Here is a 23489-nt window from a genome sequence, read left to right as displayed (position 1 = left end):
GGGCGGCCGGCCCGGCTCCCCCTCCCACACCCCCCGGGAGTCAGGCCATGAGCTCGTCCGTGGCGACGCAGTCCTCGTCCCAACCGTCCCCGCCCGCCACCGGTGCGCCCGCCGCGCCGCCCCGCCAGCAGCGCTCGCTGCTGTCCCGGGTGCTCGCCCGCCCGGAGGTCGGTGCCCTCGCCGCCGCCGTCGCGGTCTTCCTGTTCTTCTACGCGGCCGCCCCCACGTTCCGCTCCCTGCCCGCCGCGTCGACCTACCTGTACGCCAGCGCGACGATCGGCATCGTGGCGGTCGGCGTCGCGCTGCTGATGATCGGCGGCGAGTTCGACCTGTCCGCGGGTGTCGCGGTGACCACGGCGGCGCTGACCGCGGCGATGCTCTGCTACCAGCTGAGCCTCAACGTGTGGGTCGGCGTCGTGGTCAGCCTGGTCGTCGCCCTGGCCATCGGCTTCCTCAACGGTTGGCTGGTGGTGCGCACCGGCATCCCGAGCTTCCTGGTGACACTGTCGACGTTCTTCGTGCTGCAGGGGCTGAACCTCGGCGTCACGCGGCTGGTCACCGGTGCCGTCGCGACCCCGAACATCAACCAGCTGGACGGCTTCGACTCCGCGCGGGCCGTGTTCGCCTCCGACGTGGACCTCGGCGTGATCACCCTGAACGTCACCATCCTGTGGTGGGCGCTGTTCGTGGCGGTCGGCACCTGGGTCCTGCTGCGCACCCGGGTCGGCAACTGGATCTTCGCCTCCGGCGGCAACGAGGCCAGCGCGCGGGCGGTCGGGGTGCCCGTCCGCAAGGTCAAGATCGGGCTGTTCATGGCCGTCGGCTTCCTGGCCTGGTTCCTCGGGATGCACCTGCTGATGAACTTCAGCACGGTGCAGGCCGGCATCGGCGTCGGCAACGAGTTCGTCTACATCATCGCCGCCGTCGTCGGCGGCGCCCTGCTGACCGGCGGCTACGGCTCGGCGGTCGGCTCGGCGCTCGGTGCCCTCATCTTCGGCATGACCACCCAGGGCATCGTCTTCGCCGGCTGGGACCCCAACTGGTTCCGGACCTTCCTCGGCGTGATGCTGCTGCTCGCCGTCATGGTCAACCTGTACGTCAAGAACTACGCCGCCCGGAGGAAGTGACCATGACCGACACGATCGCCGAGCGCGCCGCGCGGGACCTGCACCGGGGCGAGCCCCTGGTCGAGATGGACGGGGTCGGGAAGGCCTACGGCGCCATCCGGGCGCTGGAGGACGTCAACCTGACCGTCAACGCCGGGGAGGTGACCTGCGTCCTCGGGGACAACGGGGCCGGCAAGTCGACCCTCATCAAGATCATCTCCGGGCTGCACCCGCACAGCGAGGGGACGCTGCGCGTCGACGGCACGGAGCGGCACTTCGGCTCGCCGCGCGAGGCCCTCGACACCGGGATCGCCACCGTCTACCAGGACCTGGCCGTGGTGGGCCTGATGGAGGTCTGGCGCAACTTCTTCCTCGGCTCGGAGATCCGCAAGGGCAGGTACCCCCTCGCGCCGCTGGACATCAAGGCCATGCGGGAGATCGCCGACACCGAGCTGCAGAAGATGGGGATCCACGTCAAGGACATCAACCAGCCGATCGGCACGCTCTCCGGCGGCCAGCGGCAGTGCGTCGCGATCGCCCGGGCGGTCTACTTCGGCGCCCGGGTGCTGATCCTCGACGAGCCCACCGCGGCGCTGGGGGTCAAGCAGTCGGGCGTGGTGCTCAAGTACACGGCCGCCGCCCGCGACGCCGGCCTCGGGGTCGTCTTCATCACCCACAACCCGCACCACGCCTACATGGTGGGCGACCACTTCGTGATCCTGAAGCTCGGCCGCCGGGTGCTGGACAAGAAGCGCTCCGAGGTCACCCTCGAGGAGCTCACCGCCGAGATGGCCGGGGGTCAGGAGCTCGCCGAGCTCTCCCACGAGCTCAAGCGCTGACTCCCGTCGCCGCCGTCCCGGGCCCCGGCGGGTCCGGGACGGCGGCGTCGTGCCGTCGAGCGGGGGTCAGCGGCCGCCCGCCCGCCGCTCCGCCTGCGCGGTCAACCCGGCGTCCAGCGTCTCGGGCGACCAGTCCTCCTGCACGGCGCGCCAGACCAGCTCGGCCTGGGTCTCCGGCGCCAGGCCGCCGATCGGCTGGTCGCGGTCGAGGTCGGTCGGGAAGGCGTAGCCCTCCGCCGAGGCGGCGACCACGTTGCGCAGCGTGCGGTCGTCGGCGCCGGCGGCCTGCTGCGCGAGCAGCACCGGGTGGAGCGCCCGGCACATCGCCGCCCGGTCGACGGTCTCCATCGCCCGGCCGAAGGCCGAGGAGACCTGGAGCAGGTTGGCCATGCGGCGGACGTCGGCCGACCGGTTGGTCCCGGCGCCGTGGAACAGCGCCGGGTTGAAGAAGGCGGCGTCGCCCTTCTGCAGCGGTGGCTGGACGAAGTGGTCGCCGAAGTAGGCGGTGAACTCCGGCCGGTGGAAGGCGACGTAGCCGGGGGCGTACTTCTGCGAGTGCGGCAGGTACATCGTCGGCCCGGTCTCCACCGGCATGTCGCAGTGCGCGACCGCCCCCTGCAGGGTCATGACGGGGGAGAGCCGGTGCACGTGCGCCGGGTAGGCCAGGGCCTGCTCCTCGGACATGAAGCCCAGGTGGTAGTCGCGGTGGGCGACCTGCGCCTGCCCCCCGGGGTTCACCACGTTGACCTGGCTGGTGAGCTGGTAGCCGCGGCCGAGCCACGCCTCGGAGGCCAGCGCGATGACGTCGTTGCCGTAGTAGGCGGCGAAGGCCTCCGGGTCCCGGACGGCTAACTTGTCCAGCGCGCCCCAGATGCGGTCGTTGGCGCCCGGCTTGGCGAAGTGGTCGCCGCCGACGACGCCGGCTGCCTCCTGCTCGTCGATCATCGCCCGGAACGCCGCCGTCGCCCGGTCGACCACCTCCGTGTCGGGGAAGGCGCCGGCGAAGACGACGATCCCCGGGCCGTCGGCCAGGGCGCGGGCCAGCTCGGCCTGCACGTCCCGGCGGCCCTCGGGGGTGGCGACGGACTCGCGCAGCCGCGCGCCGTAGACCAGGACGCTCCCCCGGACCTCGTCGGCATGGGGGTAGTCGGCCAGGTCGGTGGTCGTCTCCACGAGCGCGCGGAAGTCCTCCAGGCGGCAGTCCTCCGCGGTGAACCAGCCGGGGGTGGTCCGGGGGGTGGCGGGTGCGCTCATGGCGTCGTCCTTCCTGTGCGGGGTGGGGTGCCGTCGAGCCTGACGGTCCGCTGCGAGGCCTACAAGGCGCCAGATCCCTCAAGAAACCGTCACCCGCTGGCCTCAGAACTCCTCCCACACGTCCGGGTACTGCCCGTTGACGCGGGTGCCGTCGGCGAGCGTGGCGATGCCCGCCATGTCCTCGTCGTCGAGCTCGAAGTCGAAGACGTCGAGGTTCTCGACCAGCCGGCCGCGGGACGACGCCTTGGGGAAGGTGACCAGGCCCTGCTGCACGTGCCACCGCAGCACCACCTGCGCGGGTGTCCGGCGGTGCCGGGCAGCGATCCCGGTGAGCACCGGCTGCTGCAGCAGCTCCCCGCCGTTGGCCAGCGGTGACCACGACTCGGTGACGATGCCGCGGCGGGCGTCGTCGGCCCGCTGCTCGAGCTGCGGCTCCCGGGGGTGGCACTCGATCTGGTTGACCGCCGGCACCGTCGAGGAGGCGGCGGCGAGCCGGTCGAGGTGCTCGGGCAGGAAGTTGGAGACGCCGATCGTGCGGGTGAGCCCCTCGTCGAGCAGCTCCTCCATCGCCCGCCACGACTCGACGTAGCGGTCCAGGCGGGGGAGCGGCCAGTGGATCAGGTAGAGGTCCACGTGGTCGGTGCCCAGTCGGTCCAGGCTGGCCCGCAGTGCGGCCTTGGCCGTCTCGTACCCCTGGTCACGGCCGCGCAGCTTGGTGGAGACGAAGACCTCCTCGCGCGGCAGTCCGGAGTCGGCGATGCCCTGGCCGACGCCGCGCTCGTTCCCGTAGCTGGCCGCGGTGTCGACGAACCGGTAGCCGACCGCGAGCGCCTCGCGGACGATCCGCCGCGTCTCCTCGTCGGGGAGCCGGGCGGTGCCCAGCCCGAGCTGGGGGATCGTGACGCCGTCGTGCAGGGAGACGGAGGGGACCGTGGTCATCCCGCCAGCCTCGTGAGCCCGCGGGCACGCGGTCAACCCTCAGAGACCCCTCAGACTGGTGCGGTGCCGCACCCCTACCCGATCCGCGAGATCGCCCGCCAGGCCGGCCTGTCCGAGGCGACCGTCGACCGCGTCCTGAACGCGCGGGGCGGGGTCCGCGCGAGCACGGTCCAGGAGGTGCACCGCGCCATCGCCGACCTGCACCGGCAGCGCTCGCAGGTGCGGCTGACCGGGCGGACGTTCTTCCTCGACCTGGTCGTCGACGCGCCGGCCCGGTTCTCCGCCGCGGTGCGGGCGGCCCTGGAGTCCCAGCTGCCGCTGGTGCGCCCGGCGACGTTCCGGGCGCGGTTCCACCTCACCGAGGCCCCACCGGCGGCCGAGTTGGCGGCCACGCTCGACCGGATCGCCCGGCGCGGGTCGCAGGGCGTCGTCCTCAAGGCCCCCGGCCACCCGCTGGTCGTCGCCGCGATCGAGCGGCTGGCCGAGGCCGGGATCCCCGTCACCACGCTGGTGACGGACCTGCCGACCAGCCGCCGGGTCGCCTACGTCGGCCTGGACAACCGGGCGGCCGGGGCGACCGCCGCGTACCTGCTCGACAGGTGGCTGCCCGACGACACCGCCGTCCTCGTCACCCGGGGCACCGGGTCCTTCCGGGGCGAGGACGACCGGGAGATGGGTTTCCGGGCCACCACCCGCGCGCTGCGCCCGGGGCGGCGGCAGGTCGACCTGGTGGACGCGACGGGGGACGACGACGTGCTGCGCGGGCTCGTCCGCGACGCGCTCGCCGCCGACCCGGACATCGCCGCCGTGTACTCGATGTACGCCGCCGGCGGCAACGCCGCGACCGTCGCGGCCTTCGCCGACGCCGGGCGCAGCTGCCGGGCCTTCGTCGCCCACGACCTGGATGCCGAGAACCTCGCCCTGCTGCGGGAGGGCCGGCTGTCCGCGGTGCTGCACCACGACCTGGCACTCGACCTGCGCCGCGCCTGCCACGTCGTCATGCAGGCCCACGGCGCGCTGCCCGGCACCCCGCGGTCCTGGCACTCCGGCGTCCAGGTGGTGACGCCGCACAACATCCCGGCAGAGCTGCTCTCGGCGAGGTGACCCGTTGAGGGGTTCTTGATGGACCCGCGCCGTTGACCTGGCCGTGGTCCGGCGCACAGCCTCGACACGGCCCTGCGCTGCGCCGGGCCGGACGGGACCGAGGAGGGGTCGTGGCGCTGGACGTCGGGGTCATCGGGGTCGGCATGATCGGGCAGGAGCACGTCCGCCGGCTGGACGGCGGCCCCGGGGGCAGCCGGGTGGTCGCGGTGGCCGACGCGGACGCCGGGCGTGCCGCGACCGTGGCCGGGCGGCTCCCCGCCGCGAAGGCGCTGCCCAGCGGCGAGGACGTCATCGCGTCGGACGCGGTCGACGCCGTCGTCGTCACCTCGTGGGGGCCGACGCACGAGCCCTACGTGCTGGCGTGCATCGCCGCCGGCAAGCCGGTGTTCTGCGAGAAGCCGCTGGCCACCACGCAGCAGGCCTGCCGGCGGATCGTCGACGCCGAGGTCGCCGCCGGCCGGCGGCTGGTGCAGGTCGGCTTCAACCGGCGCTTCGACCCCGCGCACCGGGCCCTCAAGCAGGCGGTGGACGACGGGACCATCGGCGCCCCGCTGCTCGTGCACTGCGCCCACCGCAACGCCTCGGTGCCGCAGCACTACACCCGCGACATGTCCATCGCCGACACCGCGATCCACGAGATGGACCAGCTGCGCTGGCTGTTCGGCCAGGAGATCACCGCCGCCCAGGTGTTCACGCCCCGCAGGAGCAGCCGCGGCGGCGAGCTGCAGGACCCGCTGCTCGTGCTCTTCGAGATGGCCGACGGCGTCCTCGCCGACGTCGAGGTGTCGGTCAACGTCCACTACGGCTACGAGATCCGCTGCGAGGTGTCCGGGGAGAGCGGCACCGTCGAGCTGGCCGAACCGGCCCCGGTGCGCGTCCGCCGCGAGGGCACCGTCGCCGGTCTCGTCCCGGCCGACTGGCGCGAGCGGTTCACGCTGTCCTACGACGTCGAGCTGCGCGAGTGGGTCGACACGGTCGTCGCCGCGCGGCCGCCCGGGGGGCCCAGTGCCTGGGACGGCTACGCCGCGCAGGTCGTCTCGGACGCGGCGCTGCAGTCGTTGCACGCCGGAGGCCGGGTGGCGGTCGAGCTCCCCGAGCGGCCGGGGTTGTACCGGTGAGGACGGACCGGCTCGAGCCCCTGCGGATCGGCGTGCTGGGCGCCGCGCGCATCGCCGAGCGGGCCATGGCCGTGCCCGCGCGCGCGACCGGCAGCCGGCTGGTCGCGATCGCCGCCCGGGACCGCGCCCGGGCGGAGGACTTCGGCCGCGCACACGGCGTCGAGCGCGTGCTGCCCTCCTACGCGGACGTCCTCGCCGACCCGGAGGTGGAGGTCGTCTACAACCCGCTGCCCAACGCCCTGCACGGCCCGTGGAACCTGGCCGCCGTCGCGGCCGGCAAGCACGTGCTGTCGGAGAAGCCGTTCGCCTCGAACGCCGCCGAGGCCGCCGAGGTCCGCGACGCCGCACGGCGCGCGGGCGTCACCGTGACGGAGGGCTTCCACCACCTCTACCACCCGGTCGTGCGCCGGGTGCTGGACCTCGTGGACTCGGGCGAGCTCGGCGACGTCGTCCACGCCGAGGCGACGATCGCCATGCTCCCGCCGGACGACGGCGACCCGCGATGGTCGCTCGAACTGGCCGGCGGCGCCCTCATGGACCTCGGCTGCTACGGGCTGCACGTCGCGCGCACCCTGGCGCCGTGGACGGGCGGGGAGCCGGAGCCGGTCACCGTCCGGGCCGGGGAGCGCGCGGGTGTGGACGAGTGGCTCGACGCCGAGCTGCGGTTCCCGTCCGGCGCCACCGCCACGGTCCGCTGCAGCATGGTGCACCCCGCCCGGGACATGTCCCTGCGGATCGTGGGCTCGGAGGGGGAGGTGACGGCGCCGGGCTTCGTCGAGCCGGACCGGGACGACCGCGTGCTCGTGCGCACCGCCGCCGGCACGAGGACCGAGCACCTCGGCACCCGGACCTCGTACACGTACCAGTTGGAGGCGCTGACCGCCGCCCTCCGGGGCGGCCCGTCGGTCCCCACCGACGCAGCGGACGCGGTCGCGACCATGGCGCTGGTCGACCAGTGCTACCGGCTCGCCGGGCTGCCGCCCCGGCCGCGGCTGCGGATCGAGCCGCACCGGGCCGGGGCCTGACCCGGCGCTACAGCTTCTCGGCAGCGGCGCGCAGGTTCCCGGCGGCGAGGGCGAGGCCCTCGAGGCGGTCGTAGGCGGCGTCCTCGTGCTCGATGTTGACCGCCATGTCCGGGTCGACCTCGGCGAGCGCCCGGAGGAACTCGGTCCACCAGTCGACGTCGTGGCCGACCCCGACGGCCACGAACCGCCAGGCCGGGTTCTCCGGCCAGGCGTTGCACCAGTAGCCGTAGCCGGTCGGGACCTTGTCCGGGGCGTCGGCGGGCACCCGGGTGAAGGAGGTGTCCAACACCCCGCGGATGTCGACTCCCGGGGTGATCGCCGCGTCCTTGGCGGCGGCGTGGAACACCAGCGGGCCGAGGTCGCGGATGCAGGCGACGACGTCCATGCCCTGCCACATCAGGTGCGAGGGGTCCATCTCGGCGCCGACGTTGGTGGCGCCGATGGTGTCGACCAGCCGGCGCAGCGTGACCGGGGAGAACACCAGGTTGTGCGGGTGCATCTCGATGGCCACCCGGACGTCGTTGGCCCGGGCGAGGGCGTCGATCTCGGTCCAGAACCCGGCGGCGACGCCCCACTGGTAGTCCAGGACGTCCAGGTAGACGCCGTCCCAGGGGTTGACCACCCAGGAGGGGTAGCGGGCGTCGGGGTCCGACCCGGGCGTGCCCGACATCGTCACGACGTTCCGGACGCCGAGCAGCCCGGCCAGCTCGATGGTGCGGCGCAGGTCGTCGGCGTGCTTGGGGCCGACGCCGGGCAGCGGGTTGAGCGGGTTGCCGTTGCAGTTCAGGCCGGTCAGCTCCATCCCGCGGGAGGAGAACGTCTCCAGGTAGTCGCGGCGGGCCTGCTCCGAGGCGAGCAGCAGGTCGACGTGGCAGTGCGGGGAGGGGATGAACCCGCCGGTGTTGACCTCGACGGAGGTCAGGCCGTCGGCCTGCAGCACGTCGAGGGCCTGCTCCAGCGGTCGGTCGTGCAGGCAGGCGGTGTAGGCGCCCAGCTTCAGGGACATCGGGGATCGGCCTTCCGGTCAGTGGGTGGGGACGGCGGTGGGGACCTCGAGGGCGGCGCCGCCGGACTGCGCGGACTCCACGACGGCCTGGACGATCTGCATGGTGTGGAGGGCGTCGGCGAAGGTGGCGTTGCGTGGCAGCGGGTCGGGAGTGCCGACGATCTGGTCCAGGAACGCGCGGCACTGGTAGACGAACATCTCGGCGTTGCCGCCGCCCACGCCCGGCGCCTCCATGGGGTAGCCGCCGGCGACGTAGGGCATCTGCGGGCCGACGATGACCCGCCGGACGCCGCGGGTGCGGGCCTCGGGCTGACGGTCGTCGACGAGGTACTCCGAGGGCCGGTGCCAGTCGAAGGAGGCGCGTCCGTCCAGCCCGTACACGTCGAAGGCCAGCCCGTTGGGCATGCCGAAGGCGGTGCGGGACACCGAGAACGACGCGGACAGGCCCGACTCGAAGCGAGCCGTGAACACGGCCGTGTCCTCGTTCTCCACCTCGCCCGTCTCCTCGCGCACCGGTGCCGCGTCGTGGCCGACCACGGCGCCGAGCGGCAGCGGCCGCTCGGCGATCTGGGTGGACAGCACCGCACCGGACACCGAGACGACCGGCCCGCAGAGGAACTGGCCGACGTCGATGACGTGGGCCCCGATGTCGCCGAGGGCACCACTGCCGGGTCCGCCCCTGTACCGCCAGGTGAGCGGACCGCGCGGGTCGCAGGCGTAGTCGCACCAGTAGCGGCCGTCGAACAGGGTCAGCTCGCCCAGCTCGCGGTTCTGCACGTGGTCGCGGATGGCGGCGATCGCCGGGGATCGGCGGTAGGTGTAGCCGACGGCGGTCACCACGTCCGCGGACTCCTCGGCGGCGACCATCGCCTGCGCGTCCTCCACCGAGCCGGCCAGCGGCTTCTCGCAGAGCACGTGCTTGCCGGCGGCGATGGCCGCCTCGGCGATCGGCCGGTGTAGGGAGTTGCCGACGACGATGCTGATCGCGTCGATCGAGGGGTCCTCGACGACCTCCTCCCAGCTGGACACCGCCTTCTCGAAGCCGTAGCGGCGGGCGCCGTCCCGGGCCAGGTGCTCGTTGGCGTCGGCGACCGCGGCCAGCCGGACGGGCGGGAGCCCTGCCCCGAAGACGGTGTTCACCTGGCGATAGGCGGCGGCGTGGCTGCGGCCGGCCATCCCCGCGCCGATCACCGCCACCGACAGTGGCTGCTGCGACATCGCTGTCCCCTCTCGACGGGGTGGTCGGCCTCGGGGGGCGGGATCGTCCCTGCCGACGTGGCACGCTCGCCGCGCCTCGGCGGGTGGCCTCCGCACTCTTAAAGCGCTTTAATGATGACGCCGATCACAGCAGGGTGCGGCGGTCGTGTCAAGGGAGGAGGCGGTCGTCCTGGGTGCGGAGGAGTCGGCGCGTCGTCCCCGGCTGGCGGACGTCGCGGCCGAGGCGGGGGTCTCCCCGGCCACGGTGTCGCTCGTGCTGCGCGGCGCCCCGGGGCCGAGCAGCGCCACCCGCGAGCGCGTGCTCGACGCGGCGGGCCGGCTGGGGTACCGGCCCGACCGCGCGGCCAGCCTGCTGGCCCGCCGGCGCAGCCGGCTCATCGGCGTCCTGATGGACGTCCGCAGCACCTTCCACGCCCAGCTCGTCGAAGACGTCCACGAGGCGGCCGAGGAGTACGGGTACGACCTGGTGCTGAGCACCGTGACCCGGAGCCGGGACGAGGGGCGGGCGGTCGAGACGCTGCTCGACTCGCGCTGCGAGGCCCTGGTCCTGCTCGGCCCGGAGGCCCCGGCCTCGCGGCTGAGCGCGCTGGACCGGCAGCTCCCGGTGGTGGCCGTCGGCCGCCCCGTGCCCTCGGCCGGTGTCGACGTCGTCCGGGTCGCCGACGACGAGGGCGTCGCGCAGGCCGTCGACCACCTCATCGACCTGGGGCACTGCCGCATCGCCCACGTCGACGGGGGGCCCGGGGTCATCGCCGCCGGCCGGCGGCGCGGCTACCAGCGGGCCATGCGCCGGCACCGGCTCGGGCGGCAGGTGCAGGTCGTGGAGGGGGACTCCGGCGAGGCGTCCGGCGCGCGGGCGGCGCGGACGCTGTTCGCGTCGGACGCGCCCCCGACCGCGGTCGTGACCTACAACGACGCCTCCGCCGTGGGCCTGCTCGACGCGTTGCTGCGCAGCGGGGTGGACGTCCCGGGCCGGGTCTCGGTGGTGGGCTACGACGACAGCCCCCTCTCGCGGCTGGCGCACGTCGATCTGACCACGGTCAGCCAGGAGTCCCGGCAGCTGATGAGGCACGCGGTCGCCGCGGTGGTCGAGCGGCTGGACGGCGGCCGCACCGAGCACCGCGAGGTCGTCGTCCGCCCGCGGCTGGTCGTGCGGGGGACGACCGGTCCGCCGCCGGGAGGGGGCTGAGTCCTGCATCGGCGATCCCGTGCGGGTGCCACTGCCGGGCGTGGCCAGTCGGGGTTTGTCCTGACAAGTGGTTGACAGTGGCGTGGCTCACCAGTGAGTCTTGAAGCGCTTGAAACAGAGCCGCTCCCGACCGCGGAGACCCACATGGCCGAGACCGCCACCGCCCCGCTCGCCACCGCGCTGGACTACGACCCGTTCCGGCCGGACTTCTACACGTCCGACCCGTTCGGGACCTACCGCCGGATGCGCGACGAGGCACCGGTGTACTGGAGCGAGCGCTGGGGCTGGTACGCCCTGACCCGCTTCGAGGACGTGCGGGCGGCAGCGCTCGACGCGGACACCTTCCGCAGCTTCGAGGGCATGGACATCGACGACAGCCGCCTCGAGCAGGTGCCCCCGGGGTCGATCGGGAGCATGGACAACCCCCGGCACGACGAGGTCCGCTCGGTGGTGCAGCCGTACTTCCTGCCGCGCCGGATCGCCCAGCTCGAGGACGGCATCCGCGCCGTCGTGCGCGAGCTGGTCGACTCGTGGCGGGACCGCGGCGCGGGGGGCCGCGGGACGGTGGACCTGGCCCAGGAGCTGGCCTGGCCGATGCCCTTCGACGTGTTCTTCCACCTGATGGGCCTGCCGAGCCGCCACGACGACGACCCCCTGGAGCGGGCGCGGCGCGACCAGCTGGAGCACTGGACGCACGAGCTCAAGGACCGGGTGCCCGGCACCCCGCACCTGACCCCGGTGGCGCGGGCGGCGACGGCGGGCGTCCAGCAGTTCTTCATCGACCTGCTGGAGGACCGCCGTCGGGCCGCACGGGACGACCTGGTCACGGCGTTCGTGAACGCCGACATCGACGGGGTGCCGTTCGTGGGGGAGCGGGTCACGACGGAGTCCGAGGTCAGCGGCCTGATGATGATCCTCTTCCTCGGCGGGGTGGAGTCGACCGCCGGGCTGACCGGGACGCTGTTCGAGCTGCTCGCCGAGAACCCCGATCAGCGGGCGCTGCTGCAGGCCGACCCGTCGCTGGTCCCGGCCGCCGTCGAGGAGGCCATGCGCCTCATCACGCCGCTGCAGCTCACCGCCCGGACGACGTCGCGCGAGGTCACCCTGCACGGGGTCACCATCCCCGCCGGGGGCAGGGTCGTGCTGATCCCTGGGGCCGCCAACCGCGACGAACGCCAGTTCCCCGACCCGGACGCCTTCGACATCACCCGGCCGCGGGGGCGGCACCTGGGCTTCGGCGAGGGTGTGCACGGGTGCCTGGGCGCGCCGCTGGCCCGCCTGGAGGCGCGGATCGCCCTGGAGGAGGCGCTGCCCGTGCTGGGCGACTACCAGCCGGCCGGCCCGCCGACGTTCTACCCGAGCTCGCCCAACATGTACGTCTGGAAGAACCTGCCGATCACCTTCGGCCGGGACGGCCGCCGTCCGCACGTGGAGGCGGTCTCCCACCGGACGACGACCGTCACCCTCGCCACCACGGAGTTCGAGGCCGAGGCGCTGGTGGTCGCCAAGCGGGAGGAGGCCGACGGGGTCGTCTCCCTGAGCCTGCGTGAGGCCGGTGACCGCCCGCTGCCGGCCTGGGGACCCGGGTCGCACGTCGACCTGGTCCTCGACGGGGCGCCCACCCGGCAGTACTCGCTGTGCGGCGACCCCGCCGACCACCACGGGTACCGGCTGGGCGTCCTGCGCGACCCGGACGGCCGCGGCGGCTCGCGGTACGTGCACGACCGGCTGGCCGTCGGCGACCGGGTGCGGGTGCGCGGACCGCGCAACAACTTCCCGCTGGTCGCCTCGCCGCGGTACCTGTTCATCGCCGGTGGCATCGGCATCACGCCGGTCCTGCCGATGATCCGGGCCGCGGAGGCCGCGGGCGCCGACTGGCGGCTGGTCTACGGCGGCCGCCGTCGGGCGTCCATGGCCTTCCTCGACGAGCTCGCGGCGTACGGCGACCGGGTGTCGGTCCGCCCCCAGGACGAGACCGGGCTGCTCGACCTCGACGCCCTGCTCGGCACGCCGCAGCCGGACACGCTCGTCTACTGCTGCGGCCCCGAGCCGCTGCTGGCGGCCGTCGAGCAGCGCTGCGCCGGCTGGCCGCACGCAGCGCTGCACGTGGAGCGGTTCGCGCCCCGCCCCCAGGGCGAGCCGGCGCGGACCGAGGCGTTCGAGGTCGACCTGGGACGCAGCGAGCTCACGCTGACCGTGCCACCGGACCGCTCGATCCTGTCGGTCGTCGAGGAGGCGGGCGTCGGCGTCCTCTCCTCGTGCGCCGAGGGGACCTGCGGCACCTGCGAGACCGCCGTCCTCGGGGGCGTGCCCGACCACCGGGACTCGGTCCTGACCGACGACGAGAGGCAGGCGAACGACTGCATGATGATCTGTGTGTCCCGTGCCCGCACGGACCGACTGGTGCTGGACCTGTGAGGGAGGACATCCCTGCGGGCGGCCGGCTCGGGGTGGCCGTCGTCGGGTCGGGTCGGATGGGCGCGTTCCACGCCGAGACGCTGGCCCGGCGCCTCCCGCACGCGCGGCTGGCCGCCGTCGTCGACCCCGCGCCGGGGGCCGCCGAGCGGCTGGCCGGGGCGCTCGGCGCGGACCGGGCGTACACCGGCGTCGACCAGGCCTGGGCGGACCCCGCCGTCGAGGCGGTCGTCGTCGCGGCGCCGGCCCGGTCGCACGCCGACCTGGTCGTCGCTGCCGCCGGTGCGGGCCGGCACGTGTTCTGCGAGAAGCCCATGGCGGTCACGCTGGCCGAGGCCGACCGTGCGATCGACGCGGCCCGCGCCGCGGGCGTCGTCCTGCAGGTCGGCTTCAACCGGCGCTTCGCCGCGGACTGGCGGGCCGCCCGCGCCCTGCTCGACGCCGGGACGCTGGGCACCCCGCGGCTGCTGCGCTCGGTGACCCGCGACCCCGGCGGGTTCGACCCGTCGCGCGTGCTGCCGGACACGATCTTCCTCGAGACGCTGATCCACGACTTCGACACGCTGCGCTTCCTCAACCCCGGCGCCGAGGCCGTCGAGGTCTCCGCCGTCGGCGACGCGCTGGTCGAGCCTGCGTGGCGGGACCGCGGCCTGCTGGACACCGCCGTGGTCACCGTGCGCTTCGACAACGGCGCGATCGCGGTGGCCGAGGCGTGCTTCGAGGCCGCCTACGGCTACGACGTCCGCGGCGAGGTGCTCGGCTCCGGCGGGATGGCCACCACGGGCGACGGCCGGCGCAGCGGGATGGCCTTCTCCGGCCCGGCCGGGCGGCTGGTGGAGACCGTCCGCGGGGACCAGGAGCTGTTCCCCGAGGCGTACACCGCCGAGCTGGCCGCCTTCGTCGAGGCGGTCCGGGCGGGGCACCCGGCCCCGGTGACCGGCGAGGACGCCCGCGCGGCCCTGGCCATCGCGCTGGCCGCGGCGGAGTCGGTGCGCACCGGCCGACCGGTGCCGGTCCAGCGGTGAGGCCCCGTCCAGGGCACCGCCCCGAGCCTGCGAGAGATGGGGAGGACGGGGTCCTCCATCGGCTGGCCGCCTCGGCCGAGATGCTCTTCCTCGACCTGCCGTTCGCCGAGCGGGTGCGGCGCATCGCCGGCCTCGGGTTCGAGGTGGAGATCTGGGACTGGACGGCCAAGGACGTCGACGCGCTCGTGGAGACCGGCGCGACCTTCTCCTCCATGACCGGGTACGTCACCGGCACCCTCGCCGACCCCGACGGCGCCGCGGAGCTGCTGCGCACGGCCGCGCAGTCCCTGGCCGTCGCCGAGCGGCTCGACTGCCCGCGGCTCAACGTGCACGGGACCGGGCTGGACGGCCGCGGGCTGCCGGTGGTGCCCACCGAGGTCGTCACCCCGGCGATGTGGCTCACCGCGGCCCGGACGCTCGAGCGGCTGGCGGCGTTGGGGGAGCGGGCCGGGCGGGTGTTCACCCTGGAGAACCTCAACACCGCCGTCGACCACCCGGGGACGCCGTTCGCCCGCGCCGCCGACACGATTGCGCTGGTCGAGGCCGTGGGCAGCCCCCACCTGCGGCTCAACCTCGACCTGTACCACGCCCAGATCGGCGAGGGGGACCTGGTCGCGCTGGTGGAGCGGGCGCTGCCGCTGGTCGGCGAGATCCAGGTCGCCGACGTCCCGGGCCGGTGCGAGCCGGGCACCGGGGAGATCCACCACCCGGCGATCGCGGCCACGCTCGACCGGCTCGGCTACGACGGCGTCGTCGCGCTGGAGGGCTGGGCCTCCGGTGACCCGGAGCAGGCGCTCGCGAGCTTCCGCACCGCCTTCGCCGGCTGAGGGACCGGCCGGCCCCCGGGGTCAGCCGGTGTGGTGCGCCGCCCGGTGGGCGGCGAGGGCGTCCAGGCCGAAGTCGGCCTCCGGGTCGCGCCAGACCGAGTGCGCGTGGTTGCCGTCCTGCTGGGTGTTGTCCCACTCGACGAGCAGCCGCGGCCCCTGCAGCCGGTAGTAGTGCGGCCGGCCCGGGTCGGTGGAGCCGGCCCACAGCAGGTGCACGGAGTCGACGTCGACCGGTGCGGCCAGCCCGTCCGGCACCCGGCCCACGTGGGCCGACAGGAGCGCCTCCAGCTGCCGGCGCCGGTCGCCGTCCAGCTCGCTGCCCGGGAGTCCCCGCGGACCGGGGGTCAGCGGCAGCACCCCGCCGTCCGGCCCCGGCTCCGCCTCGCCGGCGCGGGGCAGCAGCGGGCGGTTGCGGCTGACGATGTCCGCGGGCGCCCGGCCGGGCACCACCGCCCGGGCCCGCAGCGCGGGCGGCAGCGAGCGGACCAGGTCCCGCGCCAGGTCCTCGGTCGCGCCCAGCAGCCGCAGCGTGCCGGCCCCGAGCAGCGGCGCCGCCGCCGGGTTGGCGCCGAGGAAGCACGGCGTCACGCCCCGGACCCGGCCGTCGACCACGAGGTTGTTGAGCGAGACGTGGTGGCCGCCGAACCGCCACCCCCACGGGGCCGCGCCCCCCGGCTCGCCGAACACCCGCAGGTAGTACAGCCCCCGGTCGCGGTAGCGCTCCCGCCCCGCCCCGCCGCGGGGGAAGCCCTCCGCCCGGTCGAGCACGTCCTCCAGGCCCATGACGCCGCAGACGGTCACGTAGCCGGCGACCGACAGCCCGGTGGACACCAGGCGCATGGCCAGGGACTGCTGCACCGGCCGCTGTTCCCCCAGGGGCAACCCGCCGTGGTCGGTCGGCACGTAGTGCCAGCGCAGCCGTCCGTCCTCCGCCGCCGGGCCACCCGGCGGTCCGGGCCGCTGGGCCAGGCTCCGCTGCGCCGGGTCCAGCGCGGCCAGCCAGGCAGCGGCCGCGTCCGCCATCCGCCCGGCGACCCCGGCCGGGGCGTCCCCGCCGCGGCCGGAGGTGGGTCCCACCGGCGCCGGCCCGGTCAGGCGTTCTGCGGGAAGCCCAGGTTGAGGCCGCCGTGGCTGGGGTCCAGCCAGCGGCTGGTGACGACCTTGCCGCGGGTGAAGAAGTGCACGCCCTCGGCGCCGTGGGCGTGCGAGTCGCCGAACAGGCTGCTCTTCCACCCGCCGAAGGAGTAGTAGGCCATCGGCACCGGGATGGGCACGTTGATGCCGATCATCCCGACCTCCACCTCGTGCTGGAACCGCCGGGCGGCGCCGCCGTCGTTGGTGAAGATCGCGGTGCCGTTGCCGTACTCGTTGCGGTTGACCAGCTCGACCGCGTGCTCGTAGGTGTCCACCCGCAGCACCGACAGCACCGGGCCGAAGATCTCGTCGGTGTAGACGCTCATGTGCGGCTCGACGTGGTCGACCAGCGTCGGGCCCAGCCAGAAGCCCTCCTCGGCGCCGTCGGGCGTCACCTGGCGGCCGTCGACGACGACCTTGGCGCCGTCGGCCTCTCCGGCCTGGACGTAGGACTCGACCCGGTCGCGGTGCCGCTTGCTGATCAGCGGGCCCATGTCGCAGCCCTTGCGCCCGTCCCCGGTGCGCAGCGTCCGCGTGCGCTCGGCGATCCGGGCCACCAGGTCGTCGCCGATGCCGCCGACGGCGAGCACCGCGCTGATGGCCATGCACCGCTCGCCGGCCGAGCCGAAGCCGGAGTTGACCGCCTGGTCGGCGGCCAGGTCCAGGTCGGCGTCGGGGAGCACGACCATGTGGTTCTTCGCCCCGCCGAGGGCCTGCACCCGCTTGCCGTGCCGGGTGCCGGTCTCGTAGACGTGGCGGGCGATCGCGGTGGACCCGACGAAGGAGACGCTCTTGACGTCCGGGTGCTCGAGCAGCCGGTCGACGGCGACCTTGTCGCCCTGCGCGACGTTGAAGACGCCGTCGGGCAGCCCGGCCTCCTTCCACAGCTCGGCCAGCCAGATCGCCGCGGAGGGGTCCTGCTCGCTGGGCTTGAGGACGACGGTGTTGCCGGTGGCGATCGCGATGGGGAAGAACCACATCGGGACCATCGCGGGGAAGTTGAACGGGCTGATGACCGCGACCGGGCCGAGCGGCTGGCGGATGGAGAACACGTCGACGTCGGTGGAGGCGTTCTCGGTGAACCCGCCGCGGACCAGGGAGGGCACCCCGCAGGCGTACTCGACGACCTCCTGGCCGCGGGAGACCTCGCCCAGGGCGTCGTCGAGGACCTTGCCGTGCTCGGCGGTGATGATCGCGGCCAGCTCGGGCTTGCGGGCGTTGAGCAGCTCCCGGAACCGGAACAGCACCGCGGTGCGCCGGGCCAGCGAGGTGTCCCGCCACGCGGGGAACGCCGCGGCGGCCGCGGCGACGGCGGCGTCGACCTCCTCGACCGAGGCCAGGGCGACCTCGCCGACGACCTCACCGGTCGCGGAGTCGGTCACCTCCCCGGTGCGACCGCTGGTGCCGTCGCGGCGGGCGCCGCCGATCCAGTGCGGGATGTGGGTGGCCATGGGTGGAGCTCCTCAGGGGGTGGACGGGAAGTGCTTGGTGACCAGGTCGCGGATGGCGGACAGCATCCGCGTGCCCGACTCGCGGGCCTGCTCGTCCCACCCGAAGACGCAGGTGGTCAGGACGCCGTCGAAGCCGATCCCGGCCAGGGCGGCGAAGGCCTCGTCGAAGTCGACGTCCCCCCGGCCGATCTCCGCGTGCTGGTGCACGCGGACGGTGTTGCCGGGCGGGTTGGTGATGTACCGCAGCCCGTCGGAGGCGGTGTGGTCCATCGAGTCGGCGACGTGCACGTGGGTGAGCAGGTCGCCGGCGTGCGCGATGATCCCGGGCGCGTCGTCGCCCTGGTGGAAGGTGTGCGGCAGGCAGTACAGGAAGGACACGCACGGGCTGTCGATCCCGCGGACCATGTCGACCGCGGGGTGCCCGAGCTCGATGAAGTCGTCCGGGTGCGGTTCGAGCGCGAGCTTCACGCCCTCGCGCTCGAACAGCGGCAGCAGCTCCTCCATGGACCGCCAGAACATGGCCTCGGCCAGCTCCGGGGCCTCGGGCCGGCCGTTGAACTCGGAGTTCATCGTGTCCACGCCGAGCTCGACGCAGATCTCGAGGGCCCGCCTCCAGTACCGCACCGCCGCCTGCCGCTCCACCTCCCCGGGGCCCGACCAGCGCATCACCGGCAGCACGGAGGTGACGCCCACGCCGGCGTCGGCGAGCCGGGTCCGGAGCGCGCGCACCGTGGCGGTGTCCACCCGGGGGTGCTTGAAGAAGGGGACGAAGTCCTCCCGGGGCGAGAGCTCGATCCACTCGTAGCCCATGCCGGCCACCACGTCGGGCAGCTCCAGCAGCGGGACGCCGCGCAGCATCTGCGGGTCGAGGGCGATCCTCACCGCGGCTCCAGCCGGATCTCGGTGCGCTGTCCGGTGCGCAGCGCCTCGACGCCGGCCGCGCACACGGCCTGCGCCGCGTACCCGTCCCACGCGCCCGGCCCGTCGACCTCCCCGCGGCGGGCGGCGTCGACCCAGCGCTGCAGCTCGATGTCGTAGGCGCGGCCGAACCGCTGCCGGAAGTCCGGCGCGATGCCGCTCGACCGGGCCGCTCCCGACGGCCCGCCGGAGGTGCGCACCAGGCCGGGGTCCAGGCCGATCATCGCGCTGCCGTCCTCGCCGACCACCTCGGTGCGCACCTCGTAGCCGACCCCGGTGCTCACGAAGCACTCGACGTCGACCATCCGGCCGCCCGTGGTCTCGAACAGCACCAGGAGCGGGTCGGACTGGCCGGCGACCGCGTGCCGGGTCGCCCGCGGCCGCAGCACGGTCACCGCGGCGATCTCCTCGCCGAGGAGGAACCGGGTCACGTCGACCTCGTGCACCACCGAGTCGTTGACCATCATCTCGCTGGTGAAGTGCGGCGGGACGGCGGCGTTGCGGTGCGCGCAGTGCACGACCAGCGGCTCGCCCAGCCCTCCGGCGTCGATCAGCGCCTTGAGCTCGGCGTACTCGGGGTCGAAGCGGCGCATGAAGCCCACCGTCACCAGCCGGCGGCCGGTGCGGGCGGTGTACTCCTCCTCGGCCCGCACGATGCCCAGGGAGCTGGTCGCGTCCATGGTCAGCGGCTTCTCGCACAGCACCGGCTTGCCCCGCTCGATGCAGGCGAGCACCTGCTCCTCGTGGAACCGGCCGGGCGTGGCCACCAGGACGGCGTCGACGTCGTCGTCGGCGATCGCGGCCAGCGGGTCGCCGACCACCCGGCAGCCGGGCACGGTGGCGGCCACCTGCCCGGCCTTGTCGGCGAAGGCGTCGCTGACCGCGACCACGGAGGCCCCGGAGATGCGGCTGTAGAGGCGGGCGACGTGGTCGGCGCCCATCATCCCGACGCCGAGGACGGCGACCCGCAGGTCGCGGGCGGGGACGTCGGCGAGGTCGGGGAGCGCCCCGGCGCGGGTCTCGGCGGTGGTCACGCCCGGCCCTCCTCGGCGCTGGCGGGGGTCCGGGGGGCGCCGATCTGCAGCGACGGGTACCCGCAGCTGCCGATGTAGCGGTGGGTGCGCCGGGCGATGGGGAACGGGACGTCCGGCGGGCACGGGTAGAGGTCGTGCTCGACGATCGCGAACACGTCCAGGCCGTGCTCCTCGATCGCCTCGAACAGCGGCGGGTAGGCCGGCACGCCGTTCGGCGGCTCGGCCATCGCACCCATCCGCACCGCCTCCGGCCAGACGACGTCCTTCTCGAGCACCTCGTCGATGACCGCCGGGTCGACCTGCTTGAGGTGCAGGTAGCCGATCCGCTCCGGGTACTTGTCGATCAGCTCGAGGTTGTCGCCGCGGTAGTAGCTGACGTGCCCGGTGTCCAGGCACAGCGGCACGTACCGCGGGTCGGTGTCGGCGAGGAAGCGCTCGATGTCCTCCTGGTACCCGACGTGGCTCTCCGCGTGCGGGTGGTAGGCGATGGACAGGCCGTACTCCTCCTGCACCGCGCGGCCCAGCCGCTCGACGCCCGTGGTCTTGGCCGCCCAGGCCTCGGGGGTCAGCCGCCGGGGCTCGATGTCGGCCCCCGTCTTCTCGTCGCGGAACATCCCGGGGATGACGACGACGTGGGTGCCGCCCATCGCCGCGGTCAGCGATGCGACGTCCCGCACCTGGTCCCACACCGCGTCCCACGAGTCCGGGCGGTGCAGGTGCTCGAACACGGTGCCGGCGGACACCCGGAGCCCGCGCGCGGCGAGCTCGTCGGACAGCCGCGCCGGGTCGGTGGGCAGGTAGCCGTAGGGGCCCAGCTCGATCCACTCGTAGCCGCAGGCGCTCACCTCGTCGAGGAACTGCTGGTAGGGCACCTGCTCCGGGTCGTCGGGGAACCAGACGCCCCACGAGTCGGGCGCGGACCCCACCCGGATCCGGCTGCGGCCCCGGCCGGCCTCCTCGTGCGGTGCGGGTGCCACCTGGTCCTCCGCGGTCATGCGGTCCTCCTCCTTCGACGGGCGGGTCGGTCGGGCTGGCTCAGGGCTGGGGCGGGGCGAGGTGGTCGCGCTGGACGGCCTTCCAGCGGTCGTAGACCGCGCGCGCCTCCTGGGTGCTCTGCAGGGTGGAGACCTCGCTGACCGGGACGTCCCACCATGACTCGCTGGACGGCGCGTCGACGAGCGGGTCGGTCTCGACGTGCACGACGGTGGCGCGGTCGCTCGCCTTGGCCTTGCGCAGCGCCGCCTCGAGGCTCGGCCCGTCCTGGGCGACCAGGACGTCGACGCCGAGGCTCGCGGCGTTGGCGGCGAGGTCCACCGGCAGCACGTCGCCGTCCAGCCGGCCGGAGGACGAGCGGTACCGGTAGCGGGTGCCGAACCGCTGGGAGCCGAGGGACTCCGACAGGGCACCGATCGAGGCGAAGCCGTGGTTCTGCACCAGGACGACGACGATCTTGACGCCCTCCTGCACGGCGGTGACCAGCTCGGTGGGCATCATCAGGTAGGAGCCGTCGCCGACCATGACGAAGACGTCGCGGTCGGGGCTGGCCATCCGGACGCCGATGCCGCCGGGGATCTCGTAGCCCATGGTCGAGTAGCCGTACTCGACGTGGTAGCCCTTGGGGTCGCGCACCCGCCACATCTTGTGCAGGTCGCCGGGCATGGACCCGGCCGCGCAGACCACCACGTCCCGCGGGCCGGACACCTCGTTGACCAGCCCGATGACCTCGTTCTGGGTGAGCCGGCCGCCCTCGCCGGCGCTCGGCGTCGGCGGGTGGTAGGCGGCCTGCACGGTGGCCTCCCACTGCGCGGCGAGCTCGGCGGTGCGCTGCCGGTACCCGTCGTCGACCGACCAGCCGGCCAGCGCCCCGGACAGGGCGGTGAGGGTCTCCCGGGCGTCGGCCTGCACCGTCACGCCGGCGTGCTTGGCGGCGTCCATCGCGGCCACGTTGACGTTCACGAAGCGCACGCCGGGGTGGTTGAAGGCGGTGTGGCTGGCGGTGGTGAAGTCCTGCCAGCGGGTGCCGACCCCGACGACGACGTCGGCCTCGCGGGCCAGGGCGTTGGCCGCCGTCGTCCCGGTGGAGCCGATCGCGCCCACCGACTGCGGGTGGTCGAAGGGCAGCGCGCCCTTGCCGGCCTGGGTCTGCCCGACCGGGATGCCGGTCGCCTCGGCGAAGGCGGCCAGCGCCCCGGTGGCCTGGGAGTAGACGACCCCGCCGCCGGCCACGAGCAGCGGCCGGCGGGCCGAGCGGATCAGCTCGACCGCGCGGGCCAGCGCGGCCGGCTCCGGGAGCGGCCGGCCCACGTGCCAGGTGCGCTCGGCGAACAGCTCCACCGGCCAGTCGAACGCCTCCGCCTGCACGTCCTGCGGGAAGCACAGGGTGACCGCGCCGGTCTCGGCCGGGTCGGTGAGCACCCGCATCGCCGAGAGCAGGGCGCCGGGCAGCTGCTCGGGTCGCCAGATGCGGTCGAAGTACCGCGACAGCGGCCGGAAGGCGTCGTTGACGGTCACGTCACCGCTGTGCGGGCGCTCCAGCTCCTGCAGCAGCGGGCCGGCCGAGCGGGTGGCGAAGGTGTCGGCCGGGAGCAGCAGCACCGGCAGCCGGTTGATGGTCGCCAGCGCGGCACCGGTGAGGGTGTTGGTGGAGCCGGGGCCGACGCTGGTGGAGACCGCCCAGGTCTGCAGCCGGTCCCGGGCCCGGGCGTAGGCCACGGCGGTGTGCACGACGGCCTGCTCGTTGCGGCCCAGCACGTAGGGCAGCGCGCCGGGGGTGTCGATATCGGCCTGCAGCAGCGCCTGGCCGAGGCCGGCCACGTTGCCGTGCCCGAAGATGCCGAAGCAGCCGGCGAACAGCCGCTGCCGCTGCCCGTCGCGCTCGGTGTGCTGCTGGGCCAGGAAGCGGACGACGGCCTGGGCGACGGTCAGCCGCACCGTCTCGGGAGCGGCCGGCGGCGGGAGGTGCTGGCTCACGGTCGGGACTCTCCGTTCTGGGCGGTGCCGGCGGGGGCGTGCAGGGGCAACCGGGGGTCGACCGGCTCGTCGGCCCACGTGCCGCGGATCCAGGCGTGGTCGGGGTCGTCGACGATCCGCCAGTCCCGTTCCGGGCCGGGGCCGGCCATGACGTTGAGGTAGTAGAGGTCGTGCCCGGGGGCGGCGATCGACGGGCCGTGCCAGCCGTGGGGGACCAGGACGACGTCCCGGTCGCGGACCTCGGCGAGCACGTCGACCGGGCGGTCGGCGGTGCCGTAGACGCGGTGGTAGGCCAGGCCCGGCCGGCCCTGCGGCCCGGGGGAAACCTCGAAGTAGTAGACCTCCTCGAGCTCGCTCTCCACCTCGGAGGTCTCGTCGTGCTTGTGCGGCGGGTAGGACGACCAGTTCCCGCCGGGGGTGAGGACCTCGCAGGCGATGACGGCGTCGGCCTCGAAGACGCCCGCGGTGGCGAAGTTGTTCACCTGGCGGCTGCACCGCCCGGCACCCCGGAGCTCGACCGGGACGTCGGCGGCCGGGCCGTGGCGCACCGGCAGCCGCCGGCGGGCCCGGGCGCCGCACAGCGCGAACCGCCCGCCGCCCCGGCTGGTCAGCGTCGCGGTCGCCCCGAGGGGCAGGTAGGCGAAGTCGGTCGGGCCGGCGAAGACGCCGCTGCGGCCGGCGAGGGTCAGCTCGGTGCCCTCGCAGGTGACGGTCAGGCCACCCTCCAGCGGGACCACGAGGACCTCGTCCGGGCCGGTGTCCAGGGTGTGCGTGCCCCCGGCGGCCAGCTCGAGCACGCGCAGGCTGGTGTGCCCCCAGCCGGCGGACTCCGGCGTCACCTCCAGGGCGTAGGGCCCGGCCGCGGCGGTGCCGGCCGGCAGGTGCAGGTCGCGGTCCGGTGCCGTCATCGCGGGGCC

General features: G+C 74.5%; 20 protein-coding genes. 9 read left to right on the top strand and 11 right to left on the bottom strand.

The window, feature by feature from the left end:
- Positions 1-47: 47 nt before the first annotated feature.
- The gene (locus tag CHB98_RS20430; RefSeq protein ID WP_089307446.1) at positions 48-1127 is read left to right on the top strand and encodes an ABC transporter permease; all 1080 of its coding nucleotides are present in this window, start codon (positions 48-50) and stop codon (positions 1125-1127) included.
- Positions 1128-1129: 2 nt separating this feature from the next.
- Positions 1130-1945: an ATP-binding cassette domain-containing protein gene (locus CHB98_RS20425; RefSeq protein WP_089307445.1), complete on the top strand. Its 816-nt coding sequence runs from the start codon at positions 1130-1132 to the stop codon at positions 1943-1945.
- A 66-nt stretch (positions 1946-2011) separates the two neighbouring features.
- Here CHB98_RS20425 and CHB98_RS20420 read toward each other — a convergent pair whose 3' ends face one another.
- Positions 2012-3199 carry a phytanoyl-CoA dioxygenase family protein gene (locus tag CHB98_RS20420; RefSeq protein WP_089307444.1) on the bottom strand — a complete coding sequence of 396 codons (1188 nt, stop codon included), beginning with the start codon at positions 3197-3199 and terminating at the stop codon, positions 2012-2014.
- A gap of 102 nt (positions 3200-3301) precedes the next feature.
- A complete protein-coding gene (locus CHB98_RS20415) occupies positions 3302-4138 on the bottom strand; it encodes an aldo/keto reductase (protein ID WP_089307443.1) in 837 nt (278 codons plus the stop codon).
- A 63-nt stretch (positions 4139-4201) separates the two neighbouring features.
- Between CHB98_RS20415 and CHB98_RS20410 the strand changes: the two genes are divergently transcribed.
- The 3 genes from CHB98_RS20410 (at position 4202) to CHB98_RS20400 (ending at position 7385) form a co-directional block, all read left to right on the top strand.
- Positions 4202-5242, top strand: coding sequence for a LacI family DNA-binding transcriptional regulator (locus CHB98_RS20410; protein WP_089307442.1), 1041 nt, complete (start codon positions 4202-4204; stop codon positions 5240-5242).
- A 110-nt stretch (positions 5243-5352) separates the two neighbouring features.
- Positions 5353-6360 (top strand): Gfo/Idh/MocA family protein, encoded by a 1008-nt coding sequence (locus CHB98_RS20405; protein WP_089307441.1) that lies wholly within the window; start codon positions 5353-5355, stop codon positions 6358-6360.
- Positions 6357-7385, top strand: a complete 1029-nt coding sequence (locus tag CHB98_RS20400) for a Gfo/Idh/MocA family protein (protein ID WP_089307440.1) — start codon at positions 6357-6359, stop codon at positions 7383-7385. Before CHB98_RS20405 ends, CHB98_RS20400 begins: the two co-directional genes overlap by 4 nt.
- 7 nt (positions 7386-7392) lie before the next feature.
- Here CHB98_RS20400 and CHB98_RS20395 read toward each other — a convergent pair whose 3' ends face one another.
- Both CHB98_RS20395 and CHB98_RS20390 read right to left on the bottom strand, forming a co-directional pair.
- Positions 7393-8391 carry a sugar phosphate isomerase/epimerase family protein gene (locus tag CHB98_RS20395; protein ID WP_089307439.1) on the bottom strand — a complete coding sequence of 333 codons (999 nt, stop codon included), beginning with the start codon at positions 8389-8391 and terminating at the stop codon, positions 7393-7395.
- Positions 8392-8409: 18 nt separating this feature from the next.
- Complete coding sequence (locus tag CHB98_RS20390; protein ID WP_089307438.1) at positions 8410-9609, bottom strand: Gfo/Idh/MocA family protein; 1200 nt, start codon at positions 9607-9609, stop codon at positions 8410-8412.
- A gap of 145 nt (positions 9610-9754) precedes the next feature.
- Between CHB98_RS20390 and CHB98_RS20385 the strand changes: the two genes are divergently transcribed.
- From CHB98_RS20385 to CHB98_RS20370, 4 genes are all read left to right on the top strand, one after another.
- Positions 9755-10798 (top strand): LacI family DNA-binding transcriptional regulator, encoded by a 1044-nt coding sequence (locus tag CHB98_RS20385; RefSeq protein ID WP_245821484.1) that lies wholly within the window; start codon positions 9755-9757, stop codon positions 10796-10798.
- Positions 10799-10942: 144 nt separating this feature from the next.
- On the top strand, positions 10943-13216 hold the full coding sequence (locus CHB98_RS20380; RefSeq protein WP_089307437.1) for a cytochrome P450/oxidoreductase: 2274 nt from the start codon (positions 10943-10945) through the stop codon (positions 13214-13216).
- Complete coding sequence (locus CHB98_RS20375; protein ID WP_089307436.1) at positions 13213-14238, top strand: Gfo/Idh/MocA family oxidoreductase; 1026 nt, start codon at positions 13213-13215, stop codon at positions 14236-14238. Before CHB98_RS20380 ends, CHB98_RS20375 begins: the two co-directional genes overlap by 4 nt.
- An 80-nt stretch (positions 14239-14318) precedes the next feature.
- Positions 14319-15065: a TIM barrel protein gene (locus tag CHB98_RS20370; RefSeq protein WP_089307435.1), complete on the top strand. Its 747-nt coding sequence runs from the start codon at positions 14319-14321 to the stop codon at positions 15063-15065.
- Positions 15066-15086: 21 nt separating this feature from the next.
- Here CHB98_RS20370 and CHB98_RS20365 read toward each other — a convergent pair whose 3' ends face one another.
- Genes CHB98_RS20365 through iolB form a run of 7 tightly spaced genes read right to left on the bottom strand, consistent with a single transcriptional unit; the run spans position 15087 to position 23480 of the window.
- The gene (locus CHB98_RS20365) at positions 15087-16142 is read right to left on the bottom strand and encodes a DUF3500 domain-containing protein (protein ID WP_245821482.1); all 1056 of its coding nucleotides are present in this window, start codon (positions 16140-16142) and stop codon (positions 15087-15089) included.
- 14 nt (positions 16143-16156) lie between these two features.
- A complete protein-coding gene (locus tag CHB98_RS20360; RefSeq protein WP_089307434.1) occupies positions 16157-17650 on the bottom strand; it encodes a CoA-acylating methylmalonate-semialdehyde dehydrogenase in 1494 nt (497 codons plus the stop codon).
- Between the two features lie 12 nt (positions 17651-17662).
- Complete coding sequence (locus CHB98_RS20355; protein WP_245821480.1) at positions 17663-18532, bottom strand: sugar phosphate isomerase/epimerase family protein; 870 nt, start codon at positions 18530-18532, stop codon at positions 17663-17665.
- Entirely contained in the window at positions 18529-19602 is a 1074-nt protein-coding gene (locus CHB98_RS20350; protein WP_089307433.1) for a Gfo/Idh/MocA family protein, read from the bottom strand. The genes CHB98_RS20355 and CHB98_RS20350 overlap by 4 nt, the downstream gene beginning before the upstream one ends.
- Entirely contained in the window at positions 19599-20597 is a 999-nt protein-coding gene (locus tag CHB98_RS20345) for a TIM barrel protein (RefSeq protein ID WP_089307432.1), read from the bottom strand. Before CHB98_RS20345 ends, CHB98_RS20350 begins: the two co-directional genes overlap by 4 nt.
- 40 nt (positions 20598-20637) lie before the next feature.
- Positions 20638-22572 carry a 3D-(3,5/4)-trihydroxycyclohexane-1,2-dione acylhydrolase (decyclizing) gene (gene iolD / locus CHB98_RS20340; protein ID WP_089307431.1) on the bottom strand — a complete coding sequence of 645 codons (1935 nt, stop codon included), beginning with the start codon at positions 22570-22572 and terminating at the stop codon, positions 20638-20640.
- Positions 22569-23480, bottom strand: coding sequence for a 5-deoxy-glucuronate isomerase (iolB, locus tag CHB98_RS20335; protein WP_089307430.1), 912 nt, complete (start codon positions 23478-23480; stop codon positions 22569-22571). The genes iolD and iolB overlap by 4 nt, the downstream gene beginning before the upstream one ends.
- Positions 23481-23489: the final 9 nt, after the last annotated feature.

It is taken from the genome of Geodermatophilus pulveris (assembly GCF_900188375.1).
Taxonomy (GTDB): domain Bacteria; phylum Actinomycetota; class Actinomycetes; order Mycobacteriales; family Geodermatophilaceae; genus Geodermatophilus; species Geodermatophilus pulveris.
The sequence above is the reverse complement of the archived record's forward strand: the minus strand, read 5'-3'. Positions and strand labels throughout refer to the sequence as shown.